We start from the raw sequence: 25,103 nt of genomic DNA, 5'->3' as shown, positions 1-25,103 counted from the left end.
TAAAAATTGACTGCCGTCAAGTCAAGCGATGCTGCCCGGTCGCGCAGAAGGTGTGGCCGGCTAGCCGCCGCGGTGGCCGCGGACGAGCGTCCCGTACGCCACCCACACCGGCTGGCCGCTGGCGTTGATGCCGGCCGAGAGGCGCAGGCCGAGCACCACATAGATGCCGGTGACCGGCGAGCGGTGGCGCACGGCCTCGGCGGCGGCCCGGCGCGCGCGGGTGAGCGCACGTTCCTCGAGGGCCTTGGTCGCCTCGGCGGCCGACGCCGCCAGGGCCTGCACGAGACCGAGGTACCGGTCCGGCACGTACCCCTGCAGGTTCTCGACGGAGACCAGGGTGACGGTGGCCGGTTCGCCGGGATCCATGCCGTCAGCGTACGGCCACGCACCGCGAGGACCGATTCCTTTCGCGCGCGCCGCGGGTCGGTACGACCGGGAGTTCGTCGAGAAACCGGGGAGAGCCATGCCTGCCGTGCCGTCCGACGAGGAGTTCCGGACCTACAACCGGGGCGTCATCAGCGAGTTCCGGGCCAATCACGGCCGGGTCACCCCACCGCCGTTCCCGGTCCTGCTGCTGACCACGACCGGGGCGCGCACCGGCCGGCGCACGACCGTGCCGCTCGGCTTCGGGGTCGACGACCGCGGCCGCGTCTTCGTGATCGGCTCCAAGGCGGGCGCTCCCGCCCACCCGGCCTGGTTCCACAACCTGCGCGCCGACCCGGCCGTGACGGTCGAGCTCGGCGACGGTTCCTACCGGGCCCGGGCGGTGGTGACGGCCGGCGCCGAGCGCGACCGCCTCTACCGCCTGGTCGCCGACGGCGCCTCGGCCTACGAACGGAACACCGACCGGGAGTTTCCGGTGATCGTCCTCGAGGGCGTGCCCGCGCCGGCCTGAAGGTACGGGTGGGCGCTCAGAACGGGAACGCGGCCGGCTTGCTGCGGACGGTCACCCAGCGGGTGTCGGTGAAGGCGTCGATGTTGGCCTGGGCGCCGCCGAAGCGGGAACCGGTGCCGGAGGCGCCGGTGCCGCCGAAGGGGGCGTTGGCCTCGTCGTTGACCGTCTGGTCGTTGATGTGGACGATGCCGGTCGGGATCTTGTCGGCCAGCTCGACGCCGCGCATGGCGTCGCGGGTGACGATGCCCAGGGACAGGCCGTACTCGGTGGCGGTGGCCAGGGCGATCGCCTCCTCGAGACTGCCGAAGCGGGCCACCGGGGCCACCGGGCCGAAGATCTCGCGCGCGAAGGCGGGCGTCGACGTGGTGACGCCGGCCAGCACCGTGGGCTGGTAGAAGAGGCGGTCGAACGTGCCGCCGGCGGCCAGCCGCACACCGTCGCCGACCGAGGACGTGACCAGGTCGTGGATCTTGTCGCGCTGGCCGGCGTCGATGACCGGGCCGAGCGCCACCTGCTCGCGGGCCGGGTCGCCGACCGGCAGCTTGGCCGCCTTGTCGGCCAGGCGCTCGACGAAGTCGTCGTAGACGCGCTCGTGCACCAGGTGCCGGCCCGTCGTCATGCAGATCTGGCCCTGGTGGAACCAGCTGCCCCAGGCGGCCAGGTTGACCGCGGCGTCCACGTCGGCGTCGTCCAGCACCAGCATCGCCGAGTTGCCGCCCAGCTCCAGGTGCGCGCGCTTGAGGTGGCTGCCGGCCAGCGCGCCGACGCGGCGGCCGGCCTCGGTCGAGCCGGTGAACGAGACCACGCCGACCTGCGGGTCGGTGATCATCGCCTCGCCGACGTCGGCGCCACCGATCAGCACCTGGAGCAGGCCGTCGGGCAGGCCCGCCTCCTGGAAGACGCGGGCGAGGACCAGGCCGCCGGTGACCGCCGTGCGCGGGTCGGGCTTGAGCAGCACGGCGTTGCCGAGGGCGAGCGCGGGCGCGACCGAGCGGATGCCGAGGATGATCGGCACGTTGAACGGGCTGATCACGCTGACCACGCCGACCGGGTAGCGCCGGGTCATCGACAGCCGCGGCTCCTCCGACGGGACCAGCTGGCCGTACGGGCGGCTGGGCAGTGACGCCGCCTCCCAGCACTCCTGCTCGGCCACGTGCACGGCGAAGCCGGCCATGCCGGGGATGGCGCCGACCTCGCGCACGTTCCACCAGGTGATCTCCTCGGCGTGCTCGGCCCACAGCTGGGCCGCCTTGCGCAGCACCGCGGACCGGGCCGGGTGGGGCAGCGCCGCCCACTCGCGCTGGGCGTCGGCGGCGACCTTGGCCGCCCGCGCGACGTCGTCGGGGGTGGCCATGGTGACCTGGCCGAGCGCCTCGCCGGTGGCCGGCTCGATCACGTCGGTGGTGGCGCCGCCGCCGGGGCGCCACGAGCCGCCCTCGAAGATCTGGTCGTTCCAGCGGGACGAGTCGAGCAGAGCCATCGGGGGCCTCCAGACAGGCGAGGGGTTCGCCGAATCTAGGCCCGAAACGGGCGCGAGACAACGCGGTGTTTCAGATATTCGAACGGTAACCCAGCTGGTGCGAAATGTCCGCGGCAGTACGGAGCAGCGGCCCGCCCAGCCGGTTGATCACCGACTCGACCGACGCCGTCCAGGTCGTCAGGTGCACGGCGACGTTGATGGCCGCCACCACGTGCCCGGAGCGGTCCCGGATCGGCGCCGCGATCGACCGCAGGCCGGGCGCGAGCTCCTCGTCGTTGACCGCTATCCCGGCCTCGCGCACCTTGGCCAGGGCCGCCACCAGCTGCTCGCGCACGGTGATCGTCCGCGGGCCGCGCCGGGCCAGGTCCATCCGGTCGAGCAGCGGCCGCAGCCCGGCCGGGTCGCGGTGGGCGAGCAGCACCTTGCCCATCGACGTGCAGTACGCCGGCAGCCGCGAGCCGACGTGCAGGTTGAGGTCGACGGCGAGGCCCACCGCCCGGCGCGAGCGGCGCCGTTCCACGTACACGATGTCGGCGCCGTCGAGGACCGCCATGCTGGCCGCGCACCCGGTCTCGTCGGAGAGCGCCTGCAGGTGCCCGGCCGCGACCCCGGTGATCTCCATCGAGCTGATCGCGGCGAAGCCGAGGTCGGCGGCGCGCGGGCCGAGCGAGTACTTCTTCGTCTCCGGGTCCTGCTGGAGGAAGCCGAGGCTGGTCAGCGTCGCCACGTAGCGGTGGGTGGTGCTGCGGTTGAGGCCGACGGCGCGGGAGAGGTCGGCGATGCCGAGAACCGGTCCGCGGTCGGCGAACTCGGTCAGGATGCGCAGCCCGCGCTCCAGGGACTGCGAGAACGACGGTGCCGTCATGCCGTTGCACTCTATCGGCCGGTGTTCCAGATATTCGAACAATCGATTGACGTGTGACCTGGCGCACTCCTACCTTCCTCGGCACCAGTCCCTCGCCGGGAGGCCATCCATGGACGTCAGTAAGACGGGAACCACGCGACGCGCCCTTCTCACGATCGCCGCCACCGCCCCGCTGCTCTCGGCCTGCGGCGGCCTCGGGAGCAAAAACGGCGAAAAAAGCGGAAACAATGCCACACTCAAGATCGGTTTCGTCAGCCCGCGCACGGGCCCGGCCGCCGGGTTCGGCGAGCCCGACGCGTACGTGCTGGAACTCGCCCGCAAGGCCCTCGCCGGCGGCCTCGAGATCGGCGGGACGAAGTACGCCGTGCAGATCCTCGACCGGGACAGCCAGTCCAACCCGCAGCGCTCGGCCCAGGTCGCCAACGACCTGATCAACGGCGACGCCGTCGACCTGATGCTCACCACCAGCACGCCCGAGACGGTCAACCCGGTGTCGGACGCGTGCGAGGCGGCCGGCGTGCCCTGCGTGTCCACCGTGGTGCCGTGGGAGGCCTGGTACTTCGGCCGCGGCGCCAAGCCCGCGGACAAGAGCGCCTACAAGTTCACGTACCACTTCTGCTTCGGCGTCGAGCAGTTCCACAACATGTACACGCACGAGTGGCCACAGGTGCCGACCAACAAGAAGGTCGGCGTGATGTGGCCGAACGACTCGGACGGCAACGCGATCCGGGCCGCGCTGGGCCCGCTGCTCAAGCAGTCCGGCTACACCATCGTCGACCCCGGCGCCTACACCGACGGCACCAACGACTTCTCGGCGCAGATCGCCCGGTTCAAGGCCGAGAACTGCGAGATCTTCAATACCTTCCCGATCCCGCCCGACTTCGCGACGTTCTGGCGGCAGGCCGCCCAGCAGGGCTACCACCCGAAGATCTGCCAGGTGGCGAAGACCGGCCTGTTCCCGTCCCAGGTCGAGGCGCTGGGCCCGATCGGCGTCGGCATCGCGGGCGGCGCCTACTGGACGCCCACCTTTCCGTATAAATCGGATTTGACCGGGCTGACCAGCAAGGACCTCGGCGCCGGTTACGAGGCCACCGGTAAACAGTGGAACCAGCAGCTCGGCCCCAGCCTCGCCCTGTTCGACGTGGCCGCGGCAGCTCTCAAAGCGGGCAACCCCAAGGACAAACCGGGCGTCGCCAAGGCCATCGGCGCGCTCAAGGTGAACACCCCGATCGGCACCCTCGCGTGGGGCACGGGCCCGAACGCCAACGTGGTGGCGACCCCGATCCTGGGCGGCCAGTGGATCAAGTCGACCGACCCGAAGTACAAGGTCGACTTCGTGCTGGTCGAGAACTCCTCCGACCCCAACGTGCCGACCGCCGCCAAGCTCCAGGAATACACGGCGTGACCGCGGTGCTCGAGGGCCGCCGCCTGGCGATGCGCTACGGCGACCTGGTGGCGCTGGCCGGCGTCGACTTCGCGGTGGCCGAGGGCGAGGCGGTCGGCATCGTCGGCCCGAACGGCGCCGGCAAGACGACGCTGCTCAACGTGCTGGCCGGGGCGGTGCGCCCGACGGCCGGCACGGTGAGCCTGGCCGGCCGCGACGTCACCCGGACCCGCCCCGACCAGCGCTGCCGGATGGGCGTGGGCCGCGCCTTCCAGGTCCCCCGCCCGTTCGGCGGGATGACGGTCCTCGAGAACGTCGTGGTCGCCGCGAGCTACGGTGCCGGGCTCGCCGGCCACGACCTGTACCGGCGGGCGGCCGGGGTGCTCGACGAGTGCGGCCTCGCCGAGCTGGCCAACCGCCGCGCCGAGAGCCTCGGCCTGCTGCACCGCAAGCGCCTGGAGCTGGCCCGCTGCCTGGCCACCGGCCCCACCGTGGTGCTGCTCGACGAGATCGGCGCCGGCCTCACCGACGCCGAGGCGGCCGAGCTGGTCAAGGCGGTGCGGCAGGTCAAGGAGAACGGCACCGCGATCGTCTGGATCGAGCACATCGTGCACGTCCTGGTCCAGGTGGTCGACCGGCTGGTCTGCATGGACACCGGCCGGGTCATCGCCGACGGCGAGCCCGGCGCGGTGCTGGGCGACGCGGTGGTCATCGACGCCTATCTGGGGCGGGCCGGCTGATGCTGAAGGTGGACGCACTCGATGCCCGGCACGGCTTGCTGCACGCGGTGCGCGGGGTGACGTTCGAGATCACGGACGGCGAGGTGGTCGCCCTGATCGGGGCGAACGGCGCCGGCAAGACCACGCTGCTGCGGACGATCGCGGGGGCGCATCCGCCGGCCGCCGGGACGATCCACTACGAGGGGAACGATCTGGCCGGCGTGCCCGCTCATCAGCGGGTGCGGCGCGGGATCGCGTACGTGCCGGAGGGTCGTCGCCTCTTCCCGGAGCTCACCGTCGAGGAGAACCTGCTCGTGGCCGGCCGTCGCGCCCGGCCCGGACGCTGGAACCTGCCGGCCGTCCTCGACGCGTTCCCGGCGCTGCGGCCGCTGCTGAAACGCCCGGCGAGCCGGCTCTCCGGCGGCCAGCAGCAGGCGACGGCCATCGCGCGGGCGCTGATGACCAACCCGCGGCTCCTGCTGATCGACGAGGTCTCGCTCGGCCTTTCCCCCAAGGCCGTCGACGAGGTGTACGCCTGCCTGGCCGTCCTGCGCGAGGCGGGCACGACGGTGCTGCTCGTCGAGCAGGACCTGGGTCGTGCCCTGGCCACCGCCGGCCGGGTGATCTGCCTGCTCGAGGGCCGCGTCGTCCTCGACGCGAACGCCGGCGACCTGACCCGCGACGCCGTCGTCCGCGAGTACTTCGGGGCCCGGGCATGACCGTCGTCAACGCGGTCGTCCAGGGTGTCCTGCTCGGTGGCCTGTACGCGCTGTTCGCCTGCGGCCTGTCGCTGATGTTCGGCGTCATGCGGATCATCAACCTGGCCCACGGCGACATCGCGGTGCTCGGCGCGTTCCTGGTCTGGACCTTGAGCACGGAGACCGGCATCGGCCCGTTCTGGGCGCTCGTCCCGGCGCTGCCGATCATGCTGGGCGTCGGCTACCTGCTGCACCGCACGGTGCTGGCCCGCAGCCTGCGCGGCGGCCCGCTCACCCCGCTGCTCACCACGTTCGGCCTGGCCATCGTCATCCAGAACGCGCTGCTGCAGGCCTACAACCCGGACGTGCGCTCGCTCGGCGGCGCGGCCGGCGACATCGCCACGAGCAGCTGGCGGATCACCGATCGGCTGTCCGTCTCGTACCTGGGCATCCTGATCCTGGCGACCGCGGTGCTGGTGCTCGGCGCGCTGCACCTCATGCTGCGCCGCACGGCGTTCGGGCGGGAGATGCGCGCGACGGCGCAGGACGCGGACACGGCCACGCTGGTCGGGGTGCCGGCCTCCGCGGTGTACGCGCGGGCGACCGCCATCGCCGTCGCGACCGCGACCCTGGCCGGGGTGTTCCTCGCGGTGCGCTCCACCTTCGACGCGTCCAGCGGCCCCACCCAGCTGATCTTCGCCTTCGAGGCGGTGGTGATCGGCGGCCTCGGGTCGCTGTGGGGCACGCTCTGGGGCGGCATGATCCTCGGCGTCGCGCAGACCCTCGGCGCCACCATCGACCCGCAGTACTCGATCCTCGCCGGCCACCTGGTGTTCCTCGTCGTGCTGGCCGGCCCGTTCGCCCGGCGGTTGACATGAGTGAGCAGTGGACGGTGACCCGGTCCGTCCGGGGCACGACGATCTCCTCCGCCGTCCTGATCGTCTTCTCGGCGGCGCTCTTCGCGGTCCCGTTCGGCTTCCGCACCGACGTGGTCCAGCAGCTCACCACCCTCTTCACGCTGCTGATGATGGCGGTGATGTGGAACGTGCTGGCCGGCTACGGCGGGCTGGTCTCGGTGGGTCAGCAGGCGTTCATCGGCTTCGGCGCGTACGGGACCATCTTCCTCACCCGGCACGAGGTGCACCCGTACCTGGCCGTCGTCCTCGCCGCCCTCGCCTCGGCCGTGCTCGCCGTCGCCCTGGCGCCGCTGCTGCTGCGGCTGCGCGGCGGCCAGTTCGCGGTCGGCACCTGGGTGGTGGCCGAGGCGCTGGCCCTGCTCGTGGCGCTGGACGGCGACCTCGGCGGCGGCACCGGCGTCTCGCTGCGGGGGCTGAACACTCTTCCGCCGGACTGGCGCCGCGCGTACACCTATTGGTTGACCTTGACCTTCACGCTTCTGCTCCTGGTGCTGGTCTTCCTGCTGCTGCGGCGGCGCAGCGGGGCCGCGATCCGGGCGATCCGCGACGACGAGCAGGCGGCGGCGTCCCTCGGCGTACGGATCATGCCGCTGAAGTTCATGCTGTTCGTGCTGGCCGGCTTCGGCTGCGGGGCGGCGGGCGCGCTCACCCTGGCCAACACGTTGTTCATCCAGCCGCAGTCGATCTTCGGGGTGCAGTGGTCCGCGTACATGCTGTTCATGGTGCTGGTCGGCGGGATCGGCACGTACGAGGGCCCGATCCTCGGCGCGGTGCTGTTCTTCCTGCTCCAGGACCGGTTCGCGCAGTACGGCGCCTGGTACCTGATCGGGCTCGGCGCGGTGGCCATCGCGTTCGCCCTGTTCCTGCCCCGCGGCCTGTGGAGCCTGGCCGACGACCGCCTGCCGTTCCGGCTGCTACCCGTCGGGTACACGCTGCGGCCGTCTAGCATCGGCACATGATCGGGACGGTGCTGCACCACATCGGCGGCCGGCGCGTCGCCTCGATCAGCGGACGCCGTCATCCCAACCTCGATCCGTGGAGCCGCGACGTCCTGGCCGAGGTGGCCTCCGGCGACGGCGAGGACACCCGGCTCGCCATCGAGGCCGCGCACGCCGCGTTCCCGGCCTGGTCGGCGATGCCCCCGACGGAACGGCAGCTGATCTTCATCCGGGCCGCCGACGAGCTCGACCGGCGCCGGGCCGAGGTGATCGACCTGCTGGCCCGCGAGACCGGCTGCGGGTCGTACTTCGCCAACGTGCAATTCGACTTCAGCCTCGCCCTGCTGCGCCAGGCCGCCGGGCTCGCGCACGCCCCGACCGGCCAGATCCTGCCCACCGACCTGCCCGGCTCGCGGGCCCTGGCCGTGCGCCGCCCGGTCGGCGTGGTCGCCGCGATCGCCCCCTGGAACGCCGCGCTCACCCTGGCCGGCCGGGCGATCGTCGGCCCGCTCGCGCTCGGCAACACCGTCGTGCTCAAGCCCAGCGAGGAGTCGCCGATCACCGGCGGCACGCTGTGGGCCGAGGTCTTCGCCGCGGCCGGCCTGCCGGCGGGCGCGGTCAACGTGGTGTGTCACGCCCCCGGGGACGCCGGCATGATCGCCGAGGAGCTGGTCACCCATCCGCTGGTACGCCGGATCAGCTTCACCGGCTCGACGGTGACCGGCCGCCGGCTGGCCGAGCTCGCGGCCCGCCACCTCAAGCGTCCCGTGCTCCAGCTCAGCGGCCACAACCCGCTGATCGTGCTGGCCGACGCCGACATCTCCCTCGCGGTGGACGCGGCCACCTACGGCGCGTTCGTCCATCAGGGCGAGATCTGCATGTGCGTACGCCGGATCATCGTCGACCGCGCGGTCGCTCCCGTGTTCATCGACCGCTTCGTCGCCAAGGTCGCGCGGCTGCCGGTGGGCGACCCCCGCGACCCGGCGACGGTCGTCGGCCCGCTGATCAACGAGTGGGCGCTGAGCCTGGTCGAGCGCCGGGTGTCCGAGGCGGTCGCGATGGGCGCGCGGCTGCTCACCGGCGGCGTCGCCGCGCCGCCGTGCTACCCGCCCACGGTGCTGACCGGCGTGCCGGCCGAGGCCGAGATCGCGTTCGAGGAGACGTTCGGGCCGGTGGCGCTGCTGGACGTGGTGGACGGCGCGGGCGAGGCGCTGGCCCGGGCCAACGCGTCCCGCTTCGGCCTGACCGCCGGCATCATCTCGGCCGACATCCTCGGCGGCCTCGACCTGGCCCGCCGCCTGGAGGTGGGCATCGTGCATCTCAACGACCAGACGGTCAACGACGAGCCGCACATGCCGTTCGGCGGCCTCAAGGACTCCGGGTGGGGCCGCTTCGGCCTGCAGTTCGCGAGCGAGGACTTCACCGAGCTCCAGTGGATCACCATGCGCGACACGCCGCGCGCGTTCCCGTTCTGACCAGCCGGCTGGGCGCTTTCGGTCGGCCGGGAACAGTGAGAGCATCCGATCATGCCTGACCACGGCCCGGAGCGGCGGGACATCCTGTCGATGTCGCCGGCGGCCGGCTGCGGGTGCAAGGTGTCGCTTCCGCGCATGGAATGGCTGCTGGCCACCCTCGACGGCATGGCCGCGCCGGGCTCTTTCCTTCGCGAGGACGCGACGATCCAGATGCTGCCGGACGGCACCTGTCTGGTGACGTCGCTCGATTTCGGGACGCCGGTGACATCGGACCCGTACCTGTGGGGAAAGATCGCCAGCCTCAACGCCTTGTCGGACCTCTATGCCAAGGGCGCGACCCCCACGTCGGCCATGAGCATCCTCGGCTGGCCGGCCGCGCTCGACGACCAGACGATTCACGCGGTGCTCTCCGGAACCCGGGACGCGCTCGACGACGCGGGCATCACGCTGACCGGTGGCCACACCATTCAGATCCCCACCCCGCTGTTCGGCCTTTCGGTGACCGGGACCGCATCCGCCGGAGAGGTCATGCTCCTGCGCAACGGCGAGCCGGGGCAGCGGCTCGTGCTCACCAAACCGATCGGGACCGGGGTCGTGGTGACGGCGGCGAAAGCGGGATTCGCGGACCTCGCGGCGGCCGAGGCGGTGATGACCGCCTCCAACCGGGTGGCTTCCGAGCGGGCGGTGCGGGCCGGCGTGCGGGCCGCGACCGATGTCACCGGATACGGGCTCATCGGGCACCTGCAGGCGCTGGCCAAGGCCTCGGGGTGCGCCGCGCGCCTCGACGTGGCGGCGGTGCCGGTCATCGCGGACGCGCGGCGGCTGGTCGAGGAGCACGCCCTGGTGCCGGGCAACGCCGAGACGACGCTCTTCTCCCTGGACGACGAGGTCGACTGGGGCGGCACGCCGATGTCCACGCGACTTCTCATGGCCGATCCGCAGACGTCGGGCGGGCTGCTGCTGGCCGCCACCGCGGCACAGGCCGAACAACTGCTGCCGATCGGAACCGTGATCGGCGAACTGGAGCGGGGGGTTCCGGGAAGAGTCCGGTGTGGAAAAGGAGCTACATGAACTTCCGCTCGCCGTTGAACCGTGTCCTGTACCTCGCCCTGGCATGCGGGATGGTGACCCTCGCCGCCGGTGTCGCGCTCGGCCTCCAGACCAAGCAGCCGGCCCTGATCGCCACCGCGGTGATCCTGCAGACGCTCGGGTCGGCGATCGTCTTCCCGATCCTGGTGTCCTTCGCCTATGACCGCATCCGGGAGCGCTGGGTCGGCGACGCGGTCTGGCGGATCTTCGGGGAGCTGGCCGACGCCGGCATCGACCGCATCTACCCGGATCGGGAGTACGTCCCCCGTCGCGAGAATGCGCAGACGCATCAATCCGAGACATTCCGCCAGACGACCGCGGGCGAGGTCCGGATGATGGGCCCGTCACTGCGGGTCTTCTTCCATCCCCTCGGCCCGTTTCACGAGGACATCAGGAAGATGCTCGAGGAGGCGCACGGGCGGGTGACCGTGCGGGCCCTGGTGCAGCGCACCGACGGCCCGGCAATTCGCGATCGCATCGCCGTCGAGCAGGCCAATCTCGCGCCCGGAGCGCAATCGCAGGGCGAACGCGACATCGACAACGTCATCGCCGAGGTCGGACGGCTCAACGCGAGCGTCGGCAATCTCGTCGCGATTCGCCAGTTCATGCCGGCGCCGTACTGCACGGCGGTCATCTTCCCGAAGATCGCCTTCATCTCGCCGAACATTCTTTCCCCCGACGTCCCGGTCCGGCTCCCGATGATCGTCTACCGGGCGGGATCGCACGGATATCGGGTGATCGAGGCGTCCTTCGAATATCTCTGGAGCCACCCGGAGACGAAGGGGTAGCGGATGTGGGAGCTCACGACCGCATTCGGCGGCGTCCGGGTCGCCGGCGGCGTCGCCGAGGCGGTCCGGGGGATCGTGAACCTGACCGCCGTCTTCGGGCCGGCGCCGGTCCGGATCCGCGCCGGCGGGTCGTCGCGCGACGACGTCCGGCAGGTGCGGGAGTGGGCGTCCTGGCATCTCCGGCAGTCGGCGGCCGGCGGCGGGCTCCACGATGCCGCGCCCGCGCCGGCCGCGCTGCCGGTCCACCCGCTGCCCACGGCGTGGCGAGGCGGGCGGGTCGCGGGCGTCAACGTCGGCGGCTCGTACGCCCGGACCGTCGTCCTGGACGGGGGCCGGCTCGCCGCGAGCCGGACCGTCGCCATCGAGCCCGGCGACGATCCCCCGCTCGCGACCCTGCTCGACGGGCTGCTGGACGGCGTGCACACGCTGGGCGTCGCCTTCAAGGCGTCGCGGGCGGTGCCCGGCCCGGCCTTTCCGGTGCCGGCCACCAGCCTCTGGACAGACGGCGAGGCGACCGCGGCGGCAGAGGCGACCGCGGCGGCGGAGGCGGTCCCCGGCGAGGGCCCGGTGCTCGCGCTGAAGCTGGGCACGTCGATGGCGGCGGGAGTGGCGAGCCCGGCCGGGGTGGTCGCCCTCCCGATGAACCTCGCCCGGTTCGTGACCTCGGTGGCGGGGCCGGTGCCGTTCGTCCACCCCGGAACGGGGATGCGGGGCACGCTGCGCGGCCTGGTCGGCGCGGGCCACATGGTGCGGACGTACCGGGCGCTGGGCGGTGGCGGCGAAACGTTCCCGGACCTCTGCGCGGCCGCCGCCGCCGGGCATCCGGCCGCGATCGGGACCATCGACCTCGCGGCACAGGGCCTGGTCGAGGCGGCCGGCTTCCTGCGCGCGTTCTGGCCGGGCCTGAGGCTCACCCTCACCGGCAAGAACATGGAGCCCGCGCCGTTCGGCGCGCTGCTGCCGGCGGCGGTCGAACGCCGCGGGATCCCGTGCCGCCCCGCTCGCACCGACGTCGACCTGTGCGCCGCGGTCGGCGCGGCGACGCTGGCCGAGGCCCGGGAAGGCGGCCGATGAGCGCGCGGGAGGCCATCGAGATCATCGTCCGGGCCCAGCGGAACGACGCGGCGGTCGGCGAGCGGGAGCTGGCGGCCGCCGTCGACGAGCTGGTCCGGTGGACGAGCGAGGACTACTCCGGGAAGGCACTCGTCTACGCCGGCGCGCGGTCGGGGAAGTCCACCGGCCAGCCCGACTTCGATGCCGAGCTGCTGGATTTCGTCCGGGAGAGGATCCGGGCCGGGATGCTCGACGTGCCCGCGGGCGAGCCGTGGCGGCTCCTCGACGTGGGCGCCGGGCACGGCCGTGACCTCATCCGGCTCGGCGCCGAGCCGGATGTCCAGGCCACCGGGGTGGAGAACGCCGCCGGTTTCCTGGAGATCCTGCGTCGCCTGCCGGTGCCCGTGGTCGACGCCGACATGCGTGACCTGTCGAAGGTCGCCGACGGCTCGATCCACTGCCTGCGCTGCCACGCCGTCCTGCACCACCTGCCGGTCCTGCCCTACGGGCTCGGCGCCGATCAGGCCGTGGCGGAGTTCCGGCGGGTGCTGTGCCCTGGCGGCGTGCTGTACGTATCGACCAAGAGCGGGGACGGTGTCTCGTTGATCGACACGAAGGAAGGGCTCGGCGACCGGTTCTACCAGCTGTTCTCGCCGGGCAGCCTGACCGGGCTGCTGAACCGGCACGGTTTCGCGGTCGCGAGCACGCGGACGATCGACGAGTCGCGGGGAGGCCGGAAGATCGCCTGGCTGCACGTGACCGCCGTGGCCGCCGGCTGATGCGCGTCGCCACGATCGGCCGGTTCCAGCCCTTTCACTGGGGACACTTCGACTATCTGCTCGCGGCCGCCGAGATGGCCGACGAGCTCGTGGTCGGGGTCACCAACCCGTTCCCGGAACGGGCCTTCTCCTCGGCCCGGGCGCCGCACCGCGACGGTCCGGGCGCCAACCCGTACTCGTTCGCCGAGCGGACGCTGATGATCACCGGCAGCCTCGGGCGGCTCGCCCTGCCCCTCGAGGTCCGGCCCTGCGACCTGCGGTCCCCGGCGCTGCTGCGGGACAGCCTCGGGCCCTGCGACCAGGTGGCGACCACCGTCTACGACGACTGGGGTCGGGAACGGGTGAGCCTGCTGCGCGCGGCCGGATACCGGGTGCACGTCCTCTGGGAGCGGTCCGAGAAGCTGACCTCCGGGACACAGGTCCGCGAGCGCCTGGCGTCGGGCCGCCCCTGGCGCCACCTCACCCCACCCGGGACGGCCCGGGTCCTCGACCGGCTCGGAAACCACTGACGAAGGGCACCCGCTGGGCGTTTTGGACGAGATCCACCCGAATCTCGCGATCGTCACACCGTCGGGGGTGAACCGTTCGGGGAAGTTTCCTCGTATGGACTGAAGGTGGGTGGCGTCCGGCCGCCCATGTTCGCCGTTCCGAAGGATTCAGATCTTGACGCTCGAAAGCCGACCGGCTACTCCCCGTTGGCGACGCGTCGCCGGGTGGGTGCTGACGTCCGTCGCGGCCGTGCTGGTCTACCTCGCGCTGATCGTGCCGGACGCGGTCGCCCGGCCGCCGAAGGGCACCACGACCGAGTCGGCGTTCCTCCGGCTGCCGATCGAGGTCATCATCGGGGCGGCGGTCCTGCTGGCGCTGCCGAAGCGGTGGCGGCGGCCGGTGGCGGCGCTGTTCGGCCTCGGTCTCGGCGTCGTGGTCGTGCTCAAGATCGTCAACATGGGCTTCCGGATCGTGCTCGCCCGGCGGTTCAACCCGGTCCTCGACTGGCCGCTGTTCCACGACGGCTTCAACGCGCTCACCGAGACCGACGGGCGGGGCAAGGCGATCGCCGCGGTGGTCGGCGCGGTCGCGCTGTCGGCGATCGTGCTCGCCGTCTGCACCCTCGCCGTGCTGCGGCTCACCAAGCTCACCCTCCGGTACCCCGGGCCGGCCCGCCGCTCGGTGGTCGGCCTCACCGCCGCCTGGGTCGCGCTCGCGATCAGCGGCCTGACCTGGTTCCCGAGCGCCCCGGTCGCCTCCGACACCGCGGCCGACCTGCTCAAGAGCACGGTCAAGCAGGTGCCGGCGGCGCTGCGCGACCAGCGGCAGTTCGCGGCCCAGGCGGCCGCCGACCCGTACCGGAAGGTCCCGCCGCAGGACATGCTCACCGGCCTGCGCGGCAAGGACGTGGTGATCGGGGTGGTGGAGAGCTACGGCCGGTCGTCGCTGACCGAGCCGGCCATGAGCTCGATCGTCGACCCACAGCTTGCCGTCGACACCAAGAAGCTCGAGGCGGCCGGCTTCGGGGCGCGGAGCGGGTGGCTCACCTCGTCGACGTTCAGCGGCGGCAGCTGGCTCGCCCACGCCACGTTGCAGTCCGGCCTCTGGATCGACAGCACCCAGCGGTACCGGCAGCTGACCGCCAGCAACCGGGTCACGATCACCAGCGCGTTCCACGACGCGGGCTGGCGTACGGTCGGCATGGAACCGGGCAACACGGTGGCCTGGCCGGAGGCGTCGTTCTACAAGTACGACCAGGTCTGGGACTCGCGGAACATGGGCTATCAGGGCCCGCGCTTCGGCTGGTCGCGCATGCCGGACCAGTACACGTTCAAGAGCTTCCAGGACAACGTGTACGCGAAGAAGACCGGCCCGCTGATGGCCGAGATCACCATGACGTCCAGCCACGAGCCGTGGACCCCGATCCCGCGCATGCTCGACTGGGACGAGGTCGGCGACGGCAGCGTCTACAACGGGATGACGCAGGGCTTCGAGCCGCGGTCGACGCTGTGGAAGTCGGCCGAGCGCACCAAGGTCCAGTACGCGAAGTCGATCGCCTACTCGGTCGACACGCTGATCTCCTGGGCGCAGAAGTACGGCGACAAGGACCTGGTCGTCATCATGTTCGGCGACCACCAGCCGATGCCCCTGGTGAGCGGCTACAACGGCCCCAGCCACGACATCCCGATCACGATCATCGCGCACGACCCCGAGGTGCTCGACCGGCTCTCCGGCTGGAACTGGGCCGACGGCCTCAAGCCGGGCGCGGACACCCCCGTCTGGCAGATGTCGCAGTTCCGGGACAAGTTCTTCTCCGCGTACGGGAGCCAGACCGCGACCGCAATGGCGCAACCGCACTAGAAGCCCGTTTGTCCAAATCGGATAGAGCCGCTTGCCCTCGGCCCGATCCGGCAGTTTCGATGTCCGTCGACACATCGAACGGGGGACATCGATGAAACTGCTCCTTGCCGTCGTACTGGCCGCCACGCCCGTGGCGCCCGTCACGCACGAGACAACGAATCCGGTCGTCGTCTGGAACACCAACGCGCAGACCGCCATCTACGAGGTCGCACGCCAGGGCCCGTACGTGGCGCCGCGCAGCTTCGCCATGGTGCAGGGCGCGGTCTACGACGCGGTCAACGCCATCGCCGGGACGCCCTACCAGCCGTACCTGATCGCGCCCAGGACCCACCGCGGCGACAGCACCGACGCCGCCGTCGCCACCGCCGCCTACCGGGTCCTGACCTCGCTGTTCCCCGAGCAGTCGGCGTCGCTCGACGCGATGTACGCGACCTCGCTCGCCGCCGTCCCGGACGGCCGCGGCAAGACCGGCGGCATCGAGGTCGGCGCGCGGACGGCCGACGCGATGATCGCCGCGCGGGTGAACGACGGCGCGTTCGGCGACGCCACCTGGACGACCGGCACGACGCCCGGCGTCTGGCGGCCCACCCCACCCACCAACGCCTCCGACGGCGCCTGGGTCGGCGGCATGCGCCCGTTCGTGATCCCGCGCAACGACATGTTCCGCACCGCCGGCCCGCCCGCCCTGACCAGCCGGCAGTACGCGCGGGACGTCAACGAGGTGAAGGCGATCGGCGGAGCGACCAGCACGGTTCGCACCCCGGACCAGACCGAGGCGGCCAGGTGGTGGCACGACCGGCGGCTCACCGAGTGGGAGATCAAGCGGCAGCTGGCCGGGACGCAGCACCTGAGCACGCTGCAGACGGCCCGGATGTTCGCGATGGCCGACGTGGCCAACGCCGACTCGCTGATCGCCTGCTTCAACGAGAAGAAGTTCTGGAGCTTCTGGCGGCCGGTGACCGCGGTGCAGGAGGCGGACAACGACGGCAACCCGGCGACGACCGGCGACCCCGCCTGGATGCCGCTGCTGGTGACGCCGCCGTTCCCGGACTACACCTCCGGTCACACCTGCTCGACCGCGACGGTGATGGCCGCCCTGCGGGCCTACTTCGGCCGGGACGACCTGGCGTTCAGCGCCTACAGCGCCGACTCGGGGACGGTCCGGCACTTCGACAGCTTCTCGGCCGCGCTCGACGAGGTGGTCGAGGCGCGCATCTGGGGCGGCGTGCACTTCCGGACCGCGGACGAGCAGGGGGTGAAGATCGGCAACGGGGTGGCCCGGTACGTGCTCGGCCACGAGTTCGGCCGGCGACACTGATGGGCGTCGCTGCCCTACGCTGGCGGCATGGTCGATGAGCCCCACCTCGCGGATCCGCAGGAGTCGATCGCGGTCCTGATCGGGGCCGCCGACTACGAGCACCTCGACGCGCTGCCCACGGTCGAGCGCAACCTCACCGATCTGCGTGACCTGCTCTGCGACGACCTCTACTGGGGACTGCCGCCGGAGCGGTGCCGGGTGCTGGCCAACCCCAGCCTGCCGAACGAGATGGAGCTCGCCCTGGTCGAGGCGGCCGACCAGGTCGGACCGGGCGGGCTCTTCCTCGTCTACTACGCGGGCCACGGGGTGGTGGCCGACAGCGGCGCCCTGCATCTGTCGGTGCGCATCACCCAGCGTCCGATGCTCAATTCGACCTCCTTCCCGTACGAGTGGTTGCGCGAGCGGATCCTGACCAGCCGCGCCCGGCACCGCGTCGTCATCCTCGACAGCTGCTACGCGGGGCGGGCGCTCGAGCGGATGGGGGCCGAGCCCGTCGTCGAGATCGACCGCGCCTCGGTGCTGGTCGCGTCCGCCCGCAACAGCACGGCCTACGCGCCGGCCGACGAGGAGCACACGGCGTTCACCGGCGAGCTGATCCGCACCCTGAAGGCGGGCCTGCCCGGCGGTCCCGAGCTGCTCGACCTCGCGACCATCTGGCGCACCGTGCGCGACGCCCTGCACGCCAAGGGCCGCCCGCTGCCCGAGCTGCGCGACCACAACCCCGGGCTGCACCTGGTGCGCAACGCCGCCCGCCAGCCCGGGCACCTGCTCGTCGGGCAGGTGCTGAGCTGCCCGGACGGCTCGCTCGGCTCGGCCGCGGCCCGGCTGCTGGTGCTCGACCACCGGCCCGACCAGGGCGCGGTGGCCGTGCGCATCGACGACCGCACCACCCGCCCGGTGCGCCCGGTGCTCGGCGAGTGGGCCGAGGTCGTCACCGATCCGCCGGTCCTCTACACCGGCGGGCCGCTCGACCCGTACCGGGCCTTCGGGGTGGCCGTGGTCCACAACGGGCCGGGTGCGCTGCCCGCGTTCAGCCCGCTGGCCGGCCGGGTCGGGCTGCTCGACCTCAACGCCGACCCGCGGCCGGCCCGGCTCAGCGACGTCCGGCTGCGGGTTTTCGTCGGCTACTACGGCTGGGGCCCGCGCCAGCTCGAGGCCGAACTGTCCGAAGGTCGACTCGTGGCGGAGGGCCCCGTCTCCGAGCGCACATTGGGCTATGAGTGACAATGGTCGCTCTCGCCGGTGAGGAGGTGTCGTGGCGCGGTTCGCCGACAAGGACGATCTTCTGGTCCGGCTCACCCGGGAACTGCGCGAAGAGGACCGCCGGCTGATCTTCCTGATCGGACCGGATCTGGTCGACTCCGACGGCGGCTGGCCGGGGTCACTCGTCCGGGTCGCCGGCGAGTACGCCCAGCTCCGGCAGAACGACGACCTCCGGCGCGAGCTGCGGCGGGTCGCCGCCACCGACCCGGCCACGCGCTACGCCGGCTACCGCAAGGCGTTCGACGACTGGCTCGGCCCCGAGGAGTTCGACGTCGTCGTGCAGCGGATGGTGCTCGAGCGCTACCACCCGGCCGAGGACGAGCGGCTGCCCGACCCGATCCCGGCCCGGCCGCTCGACTACGACTCGGCCCGCATCCTGGAGCTGGCCGCCGGCTCGTGGCGGGTCGACCCCGGGCTGCTGGCCCTCGGCCGGATCGCGGCCGCCTTCCCCGACCAGCTCGACCACCGCATCCTGGCCGCCACGCCCGAGCCCGGCATCGAGGTGGCGCTGGGCCGGGCCGGCCTGATCGCCAACCCGATCACCCCGTTCACGCACCCGTCGCTGACCCTGTCGCGCCGGCCCGGCGAGCTCGACGTGCTGCACCTGCTCGGCTACTGGCGCCCGCTGGCCCGTGAGCAGCGCACCGCTCCCCTGCCCGACCTGCGCGACCCGCGCCTGCCCCGGGACGCCGCCGACCGGCTCACCGAGCTGCTCGCCGGCACCACCATCTGCGTGCTCGGCTACCGCGGCGGCGACCCGATCATCACGTCCGTGCTCCAGGCCGCCGTCGCCGAGAACGCGCACGTGCTCTGGGGCGTTCGCGAGGACGCCGACCACGACTCCCGCATCCGCGGGCTGGCCGCCCGGATCGGCGGCGGCTCCAACGTGGTCGTGCACAGCGGCGTCGACGGCGACGTGCTGCTGCAGAAGCTGGCCGTGCGGTTCGCGCTGATCCCGGCCGGGGACGCGCCGCCGACGCTGCCCCGGGTGCCCGTCCCCCGGCTGTTCGAGCAGCTCGACATGGCCCGGGGGCTCGGCTCGGTGCCGCTGCGCACGCCCGCCGACGGCGCCAGCGACCTGCTGCGGCAGCTCGGCGAGCGCTTCGACTGGCGGCTCGAGCGGCCCGCGCACCCGGCGCCGGCGTTGCTGTTCTGGCCCGTACGCCTCCGGCCGCCCTCGATCATCCACATGGTCCAGGCGCTGGCCGCCGCCGCGCTCTCGGCCCACGGCGTCCGGGTCGTGCTCGCCCTCGACGACATCGGCGACCAGCCGCCGACCGTGCGGGCCGACTTCGAGGAGCGGGTCAACGAGTGGTTCGCCCGCATCCCCGAGGCCCAGGCGCCGGACGTGGTGTCGCTGCGCAGCTGGATCGAGGAGCAGGAGCAGCGCCCGCCGCGGCTGCGCTCCCGCCCGACCCGGCCGTGGGCGGTCCTGCAGGAGTACTACGGGCAGCGCAAGCCCAGCGCCTACGAGACGCTGCGGGCCGCGAAGATCGTGCCGGACATCGAGCCCGACGAGGAGTCGGCGGCGCTGATCCTGGAAAGCCTCAAGACCAAGGGCGCGCAGCGGCTGCTCACCGCGCCGGCGGTCTGGTCGCTCTTCAACGACCTGCTGCTCGGCTGGGAGGCGAACGAGGTGATGACCCTGGCCGGCGAGGACGAGCGCCCGCTGTGGCGGCACCGGCACGCCGTCACCGGGGAGCCGACCCGGCACCTCTACCACCCGCGGATCGTCAACCTCAGCCAGGATTCGGGACTGATCCGCTGGGAGCATCACACCGACCTGCGCGCGTACGTCGAGCGGGCGGTCGGCCAGGAGAACTGGCGCCGGGAGAATCGGTATATGCCGTGGCTTGTCCGGCATGCCTTTTTACTACCCGAGTACCTGCGCACCGGCGGCGGCGCCCGGCTCGGCGACAAGACGTTCGACGCCTGGCAGGACGTGCTCGGCGAGCTGCAGACCTCGCCCGCGCTGGCCGACCTGCTGGCCCGGCGGATGTCCGCATGGTTCCTCGGCGAGCAGGAGTGACGTAGCCTTGCGGGCATGGGGTACTTGACGGCCGACGCCGAGAAGTGGGCCGACGAGATGGGTCAGCTCACGTTCGAGTGCACTTCACTGCTGGGCCGGGCCTTCACCGCGTACGTCGGAGGCGCCGCCCACACGCCGGAGATGGACGCCTGGATCTCCACTCCCGGCGAGGCCGCCCGGCTCGCCCGCGGCCGGCTCGAGACCGCCCGCCGGATCGCCGTGCTGCTCACGCCCGCGATCGGGGAGGCGGCCACGCTCGCCTGGTTCCGCACCGCCGACCCCGCGCTCGGCGGCATCTCCCCCGCCGACGCCCTGCACCGCTCGGCCGTGCCGCAGGTGCATTCGCTGCTCTACGCCACGGCCCGCCGTCACCTCTCGGCGTCGCTGGTCCTGAACGGGGCCGTCCCGCCCAGGTAGCGGTTGGCGTGCGCCCGCAGGTCGACGTGGTCGCGGAAGAGCCGCAGCAACGCGTCACGGTCGCCCGTGGCCTCCGCGATCCGCACCTTCCCGGCCGGTCCCGTCTCGACGTAGACGTCGCCGCGGCTGCCCACCAGCAGCACCGCGTTCGGGTTGGCGTACGTCGCCGTCACCCGCACGCGCAGCTCGTCGCCGACGCGCTCGACGACCCGCTCCAGCACCCCGGCGACGCTTTCGCTCGGGAGCAGACCACGGTTGCGCGGCTCGGCGGCTTTCCCGGCGGCCACCGCGACATGAAGGACCCAATTGCGTACGCCCGCGCGGGTCAGCTTCTCGGCCAGGGCGACCAGAGCTTCGTCGTCCTCGTTGGCCCGCGAGACGACGGTCTGCACGGTGACCGCGACGTCGGCCTCCACCGCCCGCTGGATCGTCGCCCAGGCCGCCGCGTGCGAGCTGGTCCCCCGCGGCAGCAGGCGCGGCGAGATCGGCCGCAGCCGGTCGTGCAGCTGAGGCCCGGCGCTGTCGAGCGAGACCCGCAGGTGCCCCTGCACGCCCTTGAGCAGCGGAATCAGCGGCGTGATGTCGCCCGCCCCGGACGTGTCCACGACGATCGCCTTGCCCGGCGCGAGCCGCTCGATCAGCCGGGCGCTGCGCTCCGGGCTCACGATCGGGTCGCCGCCGGTGATGACCGCGACCATGGCCGGAATCGCCGCCGCCGTCGTGGCCACCCGCTCGAGGTCGTCCTCGGACTCCCCCGCCCGGAACGGCTGCATGAGATCGTCGGCGTGGCAGTACCGGCACCGCAGCGGGCAGAGCGCCGTCGCGAACGTGTTGACCACCAGGGGATCGCCGATCGCCGGCAGGTCGCCGAGGTCACCGATGAGCGACCGCCCCGCCCGCGGCCGGCAGTCCCCCGGCGGCGGCCCGTCGAGGATCCCGGCCGCCGTCAGCTCGGAGGCGAGCAACCACTCTTCGTGATCGACGGGCGCGCGATTGCCCTCGAGCAGATCGGCCGCCCGGTGGTCGAGCGCCGTGAACCGGTCGAGCTCGGGAACGTAGGCCAGCCCGCCGAACGCCTCCCGCCGGAACCGCACGCCCACCCGCGCGCGAACCTGCGTGGACCAGGCGCGCGGCCGTGCGCTGCCGGGCGCGGACACGAGAACCCCCGTTCGTGATGCGGGGGGTTCGTCAGCCTCGATGATCACATGATCCGGGGGCACGAGGCTGAACTATAGGGTTCCCCGACCTCCTGGGCCAGTAACCGGACGTAACCGAATTCCGCGTCGAGGACGGCTGCTGGAAACCGCAACAGCCTGGCCCAATCCCGGTTCGCTGCCGAAGATGGCGGCCATGCGCAGATCACGCACCCTCCTCGCGACCGTGATGTCCGTCATCACGGTCGCGGCCGGCCTGACCGTGTTCCCGTCGCCGGCCGCCGCGTACACCGCCAACAACTGCCACGAGGTGGCTCTCCGCTCGGTCGCGAACGGCCTGTACGTGTCCACCGAGGTCAACTACCCCGGCAAGATCGACGGCCTGCTGCGGGCCCGCGCCCGGGTCATCGGACCGTGGGAGAGGTTCTACCTCTGCCAGATCATCGGTGGCGGGCGCAGCGGCTCGTCCGAGGCCTTCGACTCGACGCTGGACGGCAACAACGGCTGGTGGACAACGGAGCGCGCGGACGGCGACTACGTCCGGGCGCGGCCGGACGGCACGATCATCGACATCTGGGAGGAGTTCTACACCGTACGCGCGTCGGGGTGCAGCCTCGAGTGCTACGCCATCCGCAGCGTCGAGGCCGACCGCTGGCTGAGCGCCGAGGTCGGCGAGAAGGACCCGGACCTCAACGGCTACCTGCGAGCGCGCGGCACCGCGATCGGCCCGTGGGAGAAGTTCGACTTCATCTGGTTGTCCTGACCGCGGTGAGCCTCGTCCGACATCAGCCCCCGGGCGGGGCTCATCGCCTGCGGCTGCCCTTTAGCTCTGCTCTGCTCAGCTCTGCTTACCGATACGCGCATCGTCTGCCGGTCGATTGCCGGTGGGTTGCCTGCCGCGTGCCTGTCCCGCGGCCGGGTGAATGGCCAGGATGACGACATGCGCAACAACGGCCGCGAGGCCGCCTGACCGCGGAAGCCCTGCCCGACCTCAGCCCCCGGGTGGGGCTGCCGCTTGCGGCCGGCGGGGCTTCCGCCCGCGGCCGGCAGCCTCCGGAAGCGGGCTCCAGCTGTGGCCGCCCGACCCCAGCCGCGGCCGCCCGGCAAGCTGCGCCCGGCGAGCTGCGCCCCGCGAGGTGCGGCTGACGAGCTGCGCGGCTGACGAGCTGCGGCAGTGGACTTCGGCCGGCGAGCGGCGGCAGCGGACTGCGGCGCTGGGCGGCGAGCGGCGGCGCTGGGCGGCGAGCGGCGGCGCTGGGCGGCGAGCGGCGGCAGCGGACTTCGGCATCGGCATCGGCATCGGCATCGGCGGGACTACCGCCTGCGGCTGAGGATGCGCTCGATGCGGGCCTCGGCCTCGGCCGGGTCGAGCATGCCCTCCCGGGCCCGGCGCCGGAGCTTGCGGGCCACGACGTCGGCCAGCGGGGCGTCCGGCCACTTCTGCCACCGCGTCCGGGCCGGCGGCACGTCGGCCTCGGGCCCCCGAGCGGCGAGCAGCTGGTGCGCGCGGCGGCGGTCGGCGCGGACCGGCAGGCGCTTGTTGCGGCGGATGTTCTTGCGGGAGCTCTTGTCGTTCTCGCCGTAGTCGTTCCGGCGATCGCGGGCATAGCTCAGGGCCTTCTTCTCCCCCGGTCACGCTTCGCCCCCGGGTCACGCGGAGCCGCCATCCGCCCACGATCTCACTCCGGCCCGGCCACGGTCACCACGATTTTGCCGAGCGCGCGCCCCTCGCCCACGACCGCCAGCGCCCGCGCAGTCTCCTCCAGGGGGAAGGTGCGGTCGATGTGGATGGCCAGGTCGCCGGCGACGCAGAGGTCGGCCACCGGGATGAAGTGCGCCGGGCCGGGGCGCACCGCGAGCACGCCGATGCGCCGGCCGGTGGCCAGGCCGACGGCCGTGCCCGCGGTCAGCAGGCGCAGCAGGGTCGGCACCGAGCCGCCCACGCAGCGGTAGCGGCCGCCCGGCGCCAGCGCCCGGTGGTAGGCGAAGACCGACCGGTGCGCGACCAGGTCGAGGATGAGGTCGTAGGGCCCGGTGCGGGTGAAGTCGGCCGCCCGGTAGTCGATCACCTCGTCGGCGCCGAGCTTGCGCATGAAGTCCAGCTTGGACGCGTTGTCGACGCCGGTCACGTGCGCGCCGAGCCGCTTCGCCAGGGGGATCGCGAACGAGCCCGACCCGCCCCCGGCGCCGTTGATCAGCACTCGCCGCCCGGCCGCGGCGCCGGCCGTGCCCTGCCACGCGATCACGCCCGCCTGCGGGATCGTCGACGCCTCGGCGAACGACAACGAAGGCGGCTTCCGGGCCAGCACCGAGGCGGGCGTCACCGCGTACTCGGCGAATCCGCCCTTGATCTGCAGGTTGTCGCCGTAGACCTCGTCGCCCGGCCGGAATCTCGTGACGCCCGGCCCGGCCTCGGCCACCCAGCCGGCGATGTCGGAGCCGAGCGTCGGCCGCGCCGGGGTGCGCAGGCCGCCGATCCGGGAGTACGCCGGGGTGCCGCGCAACGTCTCCCAGTCGCTGAGGTTGATCGACGTCGCCGCCACGCGCACGAGCACCTGCCCGGCCCCCGGCGTGGGCCGCGGCACCTCCTCGAGCCGCAGCACGTCGGGCGGCCCGTACCGGTCGTAGACCACCGCCCTCATGACGCGAACGTCCCGTCCGGCAGCTCGACCCCGGTCTGCAGCGCCGTGAACGCCACCAGCACGCCGCCGTCCGGCGCCTGATAGGCCAGCGTCACCCCGCTGGCGACGTCGAGGATCTCCCACACCGGCCGCGGCTTGCGCGCCGGCGGGGCGAGCAGCACCCGCCACGCCTCCCGGCCGAGGAACGCGACCTCCTCGACCGCCCCCAGCGGCCGGGTGAAGTCGTCGTCGTCCGCGTCGAGGTCCCGGGGGTGGATCAGCGCCGAGCAGACGGTGCCGCCCGAGTGCCAGGCGCCGTCCTGGCGGGGCTGGAAGCAGGCCTGGCCGGAGCCCGGCGGATAGGTGTAGTGACCCTCGTCGTTGGCGAGGTAGCGCAGGTGATCGTCGTCGTCGGTGACCCGCCACCGATCGGGCGGCGCGAAGACGACCCGCTCGGCCGGGTCATCGGCGGAGGACACCCGCCCGCGCAGCGTCACCGTGACCGGCGCACCCGCGAGCCGCGCGAATTGCGCCCAGCTGACGTTGCTCACGAGGGCATCATGGCCGCCCCGCGACCGGCAGGACATCCGTGAAATCCCCCGAGATGTCGTCGGCGCCGTTACCGAACCCCCACCCCGTTCAGTGGGTGGGGTGAGATTAGGGCCGGGGTACGACAACTTCGGCTCGCCGTCCACAGGGCGACCACGGTGTCGTCGATCAGCGCGAGGCCGAGCCTTGACGGACCCGGGGGGGGGCGGGAGGGGGGGGGGCGGGGGGGGCGCGCGCGCAACGCCCCGCAGCTGAGCCCCCCACCCCCCCCCCATACTCGCATGGACTCTTGAGTCGTGCGGACTCCGCGCCCCCCACGCAGC

At 72.6% G+C, this 25,103-nt stretch carries 25 protein-coding genes; 18 read left to right on the top strand and 7 right to left on the bottom strand.

Annotated elements, in window-relative coordinates:
* Window positions 1-60 precede the first annotated feature (60 nt).
* Window positions 61-366, bottom strand: a complete 306-nt coding sequence (locus ACZ6TB_RS44300; protein WP_465566444.1) for a hypothetical protein — start codon at window positions 364-366, stop codon at window positions 61-63.
* Between the two features lie 97 nt (window positions 367-463).
* Between ACZ6TB_RS44300 and ACZ6TB_RS44295 the strand changes: the two genes are divergently transcribed.
* Complete coding sequence (locus ACZ6TB_RS44295) at window positions 464-895, top strand: nitroreductase/quinone reductase family protein (protein ID WP_465566441.1); 432 nt, start codon at window positions 464-466, stop codon at window positions 893-895.
* 16 nt (window positions 896-911) lie between these two features.
* Here ACZ6TB_RS44295 and ACZ6TB_RS44290 read toward each other — a convergent pair whose 3' ends face one another.
* Window positions 912-2,375 carry a benzaldehyde dehydrogenase gene (locus ACZ6TB_RS44290; protein WP_465566438.1) on the bottom strand — a complete coding sequence of 488 codons (1,464 nt, stop codon included), beginning with the start codon at window positions 2,373-2,375 and terminating at the stop codon, window positions 912-914.
* A 70-nt stretch (window positions 2,376-2,445) separates the two neighbouring features.
* A complete protein-coding gene (locus tag ACZ6TB_RS44285; RefSeq protein WP_465566436.1) occupies window positions 2,446-3,240 on the bottom strand; it encodes an IclR family transcriptional regulator in 795 nt (264 codons plus the stop codon).
* 109 nt (window positions 3,241-3,349) lie between these two features.
* Between ACZ6TB_RS44285 and ACZ6TB_RS44280 the strand changes: the two genes are divergently transcribed.
* From ACZ6TB_RS44280 to ACZ6TB_RS44205, 16 genes are all read left to right on the top strand, one after another.
* Window positions 3,350-4,645, top strand: a complete 1,296-nt coding sequence (locus ACZ6TB_RS44280) for an ABC transporter substrate-binding protein (protein WP_465566434.1) — start codon at window positions 3,350-3,352, stop codon at window positions 4,643-4,645.
* The gene (locus tag ACZ6TB_RS44275) at window positions 4,642-5,364 is read left to right on the top strand and encodes an ABC transporter ATP-binding protein (protein WP_465566432.1); all 723 of its coding nucleotides are present in this window, start codon (window positions 4,642-4,644) and stop codon (window positions 5,362-5,364) included. Before ACZ6TB_RS44280 ends, ACZ6TB_RS44275 begins: the two co-directional genes overlap by 4 nt.
* Before the next feature lie 8 nt (window positions 5,365-5,372).
* A complete protein-coding gene (locus tag ACZ6TB_RS44270; RefSeq protein WP_465566429.1) occupies window positions 5,373-6,062 on the top strand; it encodes an ABC transporter ATP-binding protein in 690 nt (229 codons plus the stop codon).
* Window positions 6,059-6,919 (top strand): branched-chain amino acid ABC transporter permease, encoded by an 861-nt coding sequence (locus tag ACZ6TB_RS44265; protein WP_465566426.1) that lies wholly within the window; start codon window positions 6,059-6,061, stop codon window positions 6,917-6,919. Before ACZ6TB_RS44270 ends, ACZ6TB_RS44265 begins: the two co-directional genes overlap by 4 nt.
* Entirely contained in the window at window positions 6,916-7,917 is a 1,002-nt protein-coding gene (locus ACZ6TB_RS44260; RefSeq protein ID WP_465566424.1) for a branched-chain amino acid ABC transporter permease, read from the top strand. The genes ACZ6TB_RS44265 and ACZ6TB_RS44260 overlap by 4 nt, the downstream gene beginning before the upstream one ends.
* Window positions 7,914-9,371 (top strand): aldehyde dehydrogenase family protein, encoded by a 1,458-nt coding sequence (locus ACZ6TB_RS44255; RefSeq protein ID WP_465566422.1) that lies wholly within the window; start codon window positions 7,914-7,916, stop codon window positions 9,369-9,371. The genes ACZ6TB_RS44260 and ACZ6TB_RS44255 overlap by 4 nt, the downstream gene beginning before the upstream one ends.
* Window positions 9,372-9,422: 51 nt before the next feature.
* Window positions 9,423-10,442, top strand: coding sequence for a selenide, water dikinase SelD (gene selD / locus ACZ6TB_RS44250; protein WP_465566419.1), 1,020 nt, complete (start codon window positions 9,423-9,425; stop codon window positions 10,440-10,442).
* Window positions 10,439-11,248, top strand: coding sequence for a hypothetical protein (locus ACZ6TB_RS44245; RefSeq protein ID WP_465566416.1), 810 nt, complete (start codon window positions 10,439-10,441; stop codon window positions 11,246-11,248). The genes selD and ACZ6TB_RS44245 overlap by 4 nt, the downstream gene beginning before the upstream one ends.
* Before the next feature lie 3 nt (window positions 11,249-11,251).
* The gene (locus ACZ6TB_RS44240; protein ID WP_465566414.1) at window positions 11,252-12,322 is read left to right on the top strand and encodes a hypothetical protein; all 1,071 of its coding nucleotides are present in this window, start codon (window positions 11,252-11,254) and stop codon (window positions 12,320-12,322) included.
* Window positions 12,319-13,080 (top strand): class I SAM-dependent methyltransferase, encoded by a 762-nt coding sequence (locus tag ACZ6TB_RS44235; RefSeq protein ID WP_465566411.1) that lies wholly within the window; start codon window positions 12,319-12,321, stop codon window positions 13,078-13,080. Before ACZ6TB_RS44240 ends, ACZ6TB_RS44235 begins: the two co-directional genes overlap by 4 nt.
* Complete coding sequence (locus ACZ6TB_RS44230) at window positions 13,080-13,589, top strand: adenylyltransferase/cytidyltransferase family protein (protein ID WP_465566408.1); 510 nt, start codon at window positions 13,080-13,082, stop codon at window positions 13,587-13,589. Before ACZ6TB_RS44235 ends, ACZ6TB_RS44230 begins: the two co-directional genes overlap by 1 nt.
* A gap of 154 nt (window positions 13,590-13,743) precedes the next feature.
* Entirely contained in the window at window positions 13,744-15,429 is a 1,686-nt protein-coding gene (locus ACZ6TB_RS44225) for a sulfatase-like hydrolase/transferase (protein ID WP_465566406.1), read from the top strand.
* A gap of 91 nt (window positions 15,430-15,520) precedes the next feature.
* Window positions 15,521-16,747 (top strand): vanadium-dependent haloperoxidase, encoded by a 1,227-nt coding sequence (locus ACZ6TB_RS44220; protein WP_465566403.1) that lies wholly within the window; start codon window positions 15,521-15,523, stop codon window positions 16,745-16,747.
* A gap of 27 nt (window positions 16,748-16,774) precedes the next feature.
* The gene (locus ACZ6TB_RS44215; protein ID WP_465566400.1) at window positions 16,775-17,971 is read left to right on the top strand and encodes a YqgE/AlgH family protein; all 1,197 of its coding nucleotides are present in this window, start codon (window positions 16,775-16,777) and stop codon (window positions 17,969-17,971) included.
* A 31-nt stretch (window positions 17,972-18,002) separates the two neighbouring features.
* A complete protein-coding gene (locus ACZ6TB_RS44210) occupies window positions 18,003-20,039 on the top strand; it encodes a hypothetical protein (protein WP_465566398.1) in 2,037 nt (678 codons plus the stop codon).
* A 15-nt stretch (window positions 20,040-20,054) separates the two neighbouring features.
* Window positions 20,055-20,456 (top strand): hypothetical protein, encoded by a 402-nt coding sequence (locus ACZ6TB_RS44205; RefSeq protein ID WP_465566395.1) that lies wholly within the window; start codon window positions 20,055-20,057, stop codon window positions 20,454-20,456.
* On the opposite strand, the gene ACZ6TB_RS44200 is transcribed toward ACZ6TB_RS44205, so the two are convergent.
* A complete protein-coding gene (locus ACZ6TB_RS44200; RefSeq protein ID WP_465566393.1) occupies window positions 20,408-21,556 on the bottom strand; it encodes a radical SAM protein in 1,149 nt (382 codons plus the stop codon). The two genes, ACZ6TB_RS44205 and ACZ6TB_RS44200, sit on opposite strands and share 49 nt — an antisense overlap.
* Window positions 21,557-21,806: 250 nt before the next feature.
* On the opposite strand from ACZ6TB_RS44200, the gene ACZ6TB_RS44195 reads away from it, so the two are divergent.
* Window positions 21,807-22,373: a fascin domain-containing protein gene (locus ACZ6TB_RS44195; RefSeq protein ID WP_465566390.1), complete on the top strand. Its 567-nt coding sequence runs from the start codon at window positions 21,807-21,809 to the stop codon at window positions 22,371-22,373.
* Window positions 22,374-22,924: 551 nt separating this feature from the next.
* On the opposite strand, the gene ACZ6TB_RS44190 is transcribed toward ACZ6TB_RS44195, so the two are convergent.
* The 3 genes from ACZ6TB_RS44190 to ACZ6TB_RS44180 form a co-directional block, all read right to left on the bottom strand.
* A complete protein-coding gene (locus ACZ6TB_RS44190) occupies window positions 22,925-23,077 on the bottom strand; it encodes a hypothetical protein (RefSeq protein ID WP_465566387.1) in 153 nt (50 codons plus the stop codon).
* A gap of 212 nt (window positions 23,078-23,289) precedes the next feature.
* Window positions 23,290-24,252 (bottom strand): NAD(P)-dependent alcohol dehydrogenase, encoded by a 963-nt coding sequence (locus ACZ6TB_RS44185; protein WP_465566384.1) that lies wholly within the window; start codon window positions 24,250-24,252, stop codon window positions 23,290-23,292.
* A complete protein-coding gene (locus tag ACZ6TB_RS44180) occupies window positions 24,249-24,782 on the bottom strand; it encodes a hypothetical protein (RefSeq protein ID WP_465566381.1) in 534 nt (177 codons plus the stop codon). Before ACZ6TB_RS44180 ends, ACZ6TB_RS44185 begins: the two co-directional genes overlap by 4 nt.
* Window positions 24,783-25,103 lie beyond the last annotated feature (321 nt).

This window comes from Actinoplanes sp. NPDC051537 (genome assembly GCF_055586105.1).
The sequence above is the reverse complement of the archived record's forward strand: the minus strand, read 5'-3'. Positions and strand labels throughout refer to the sequence as shown.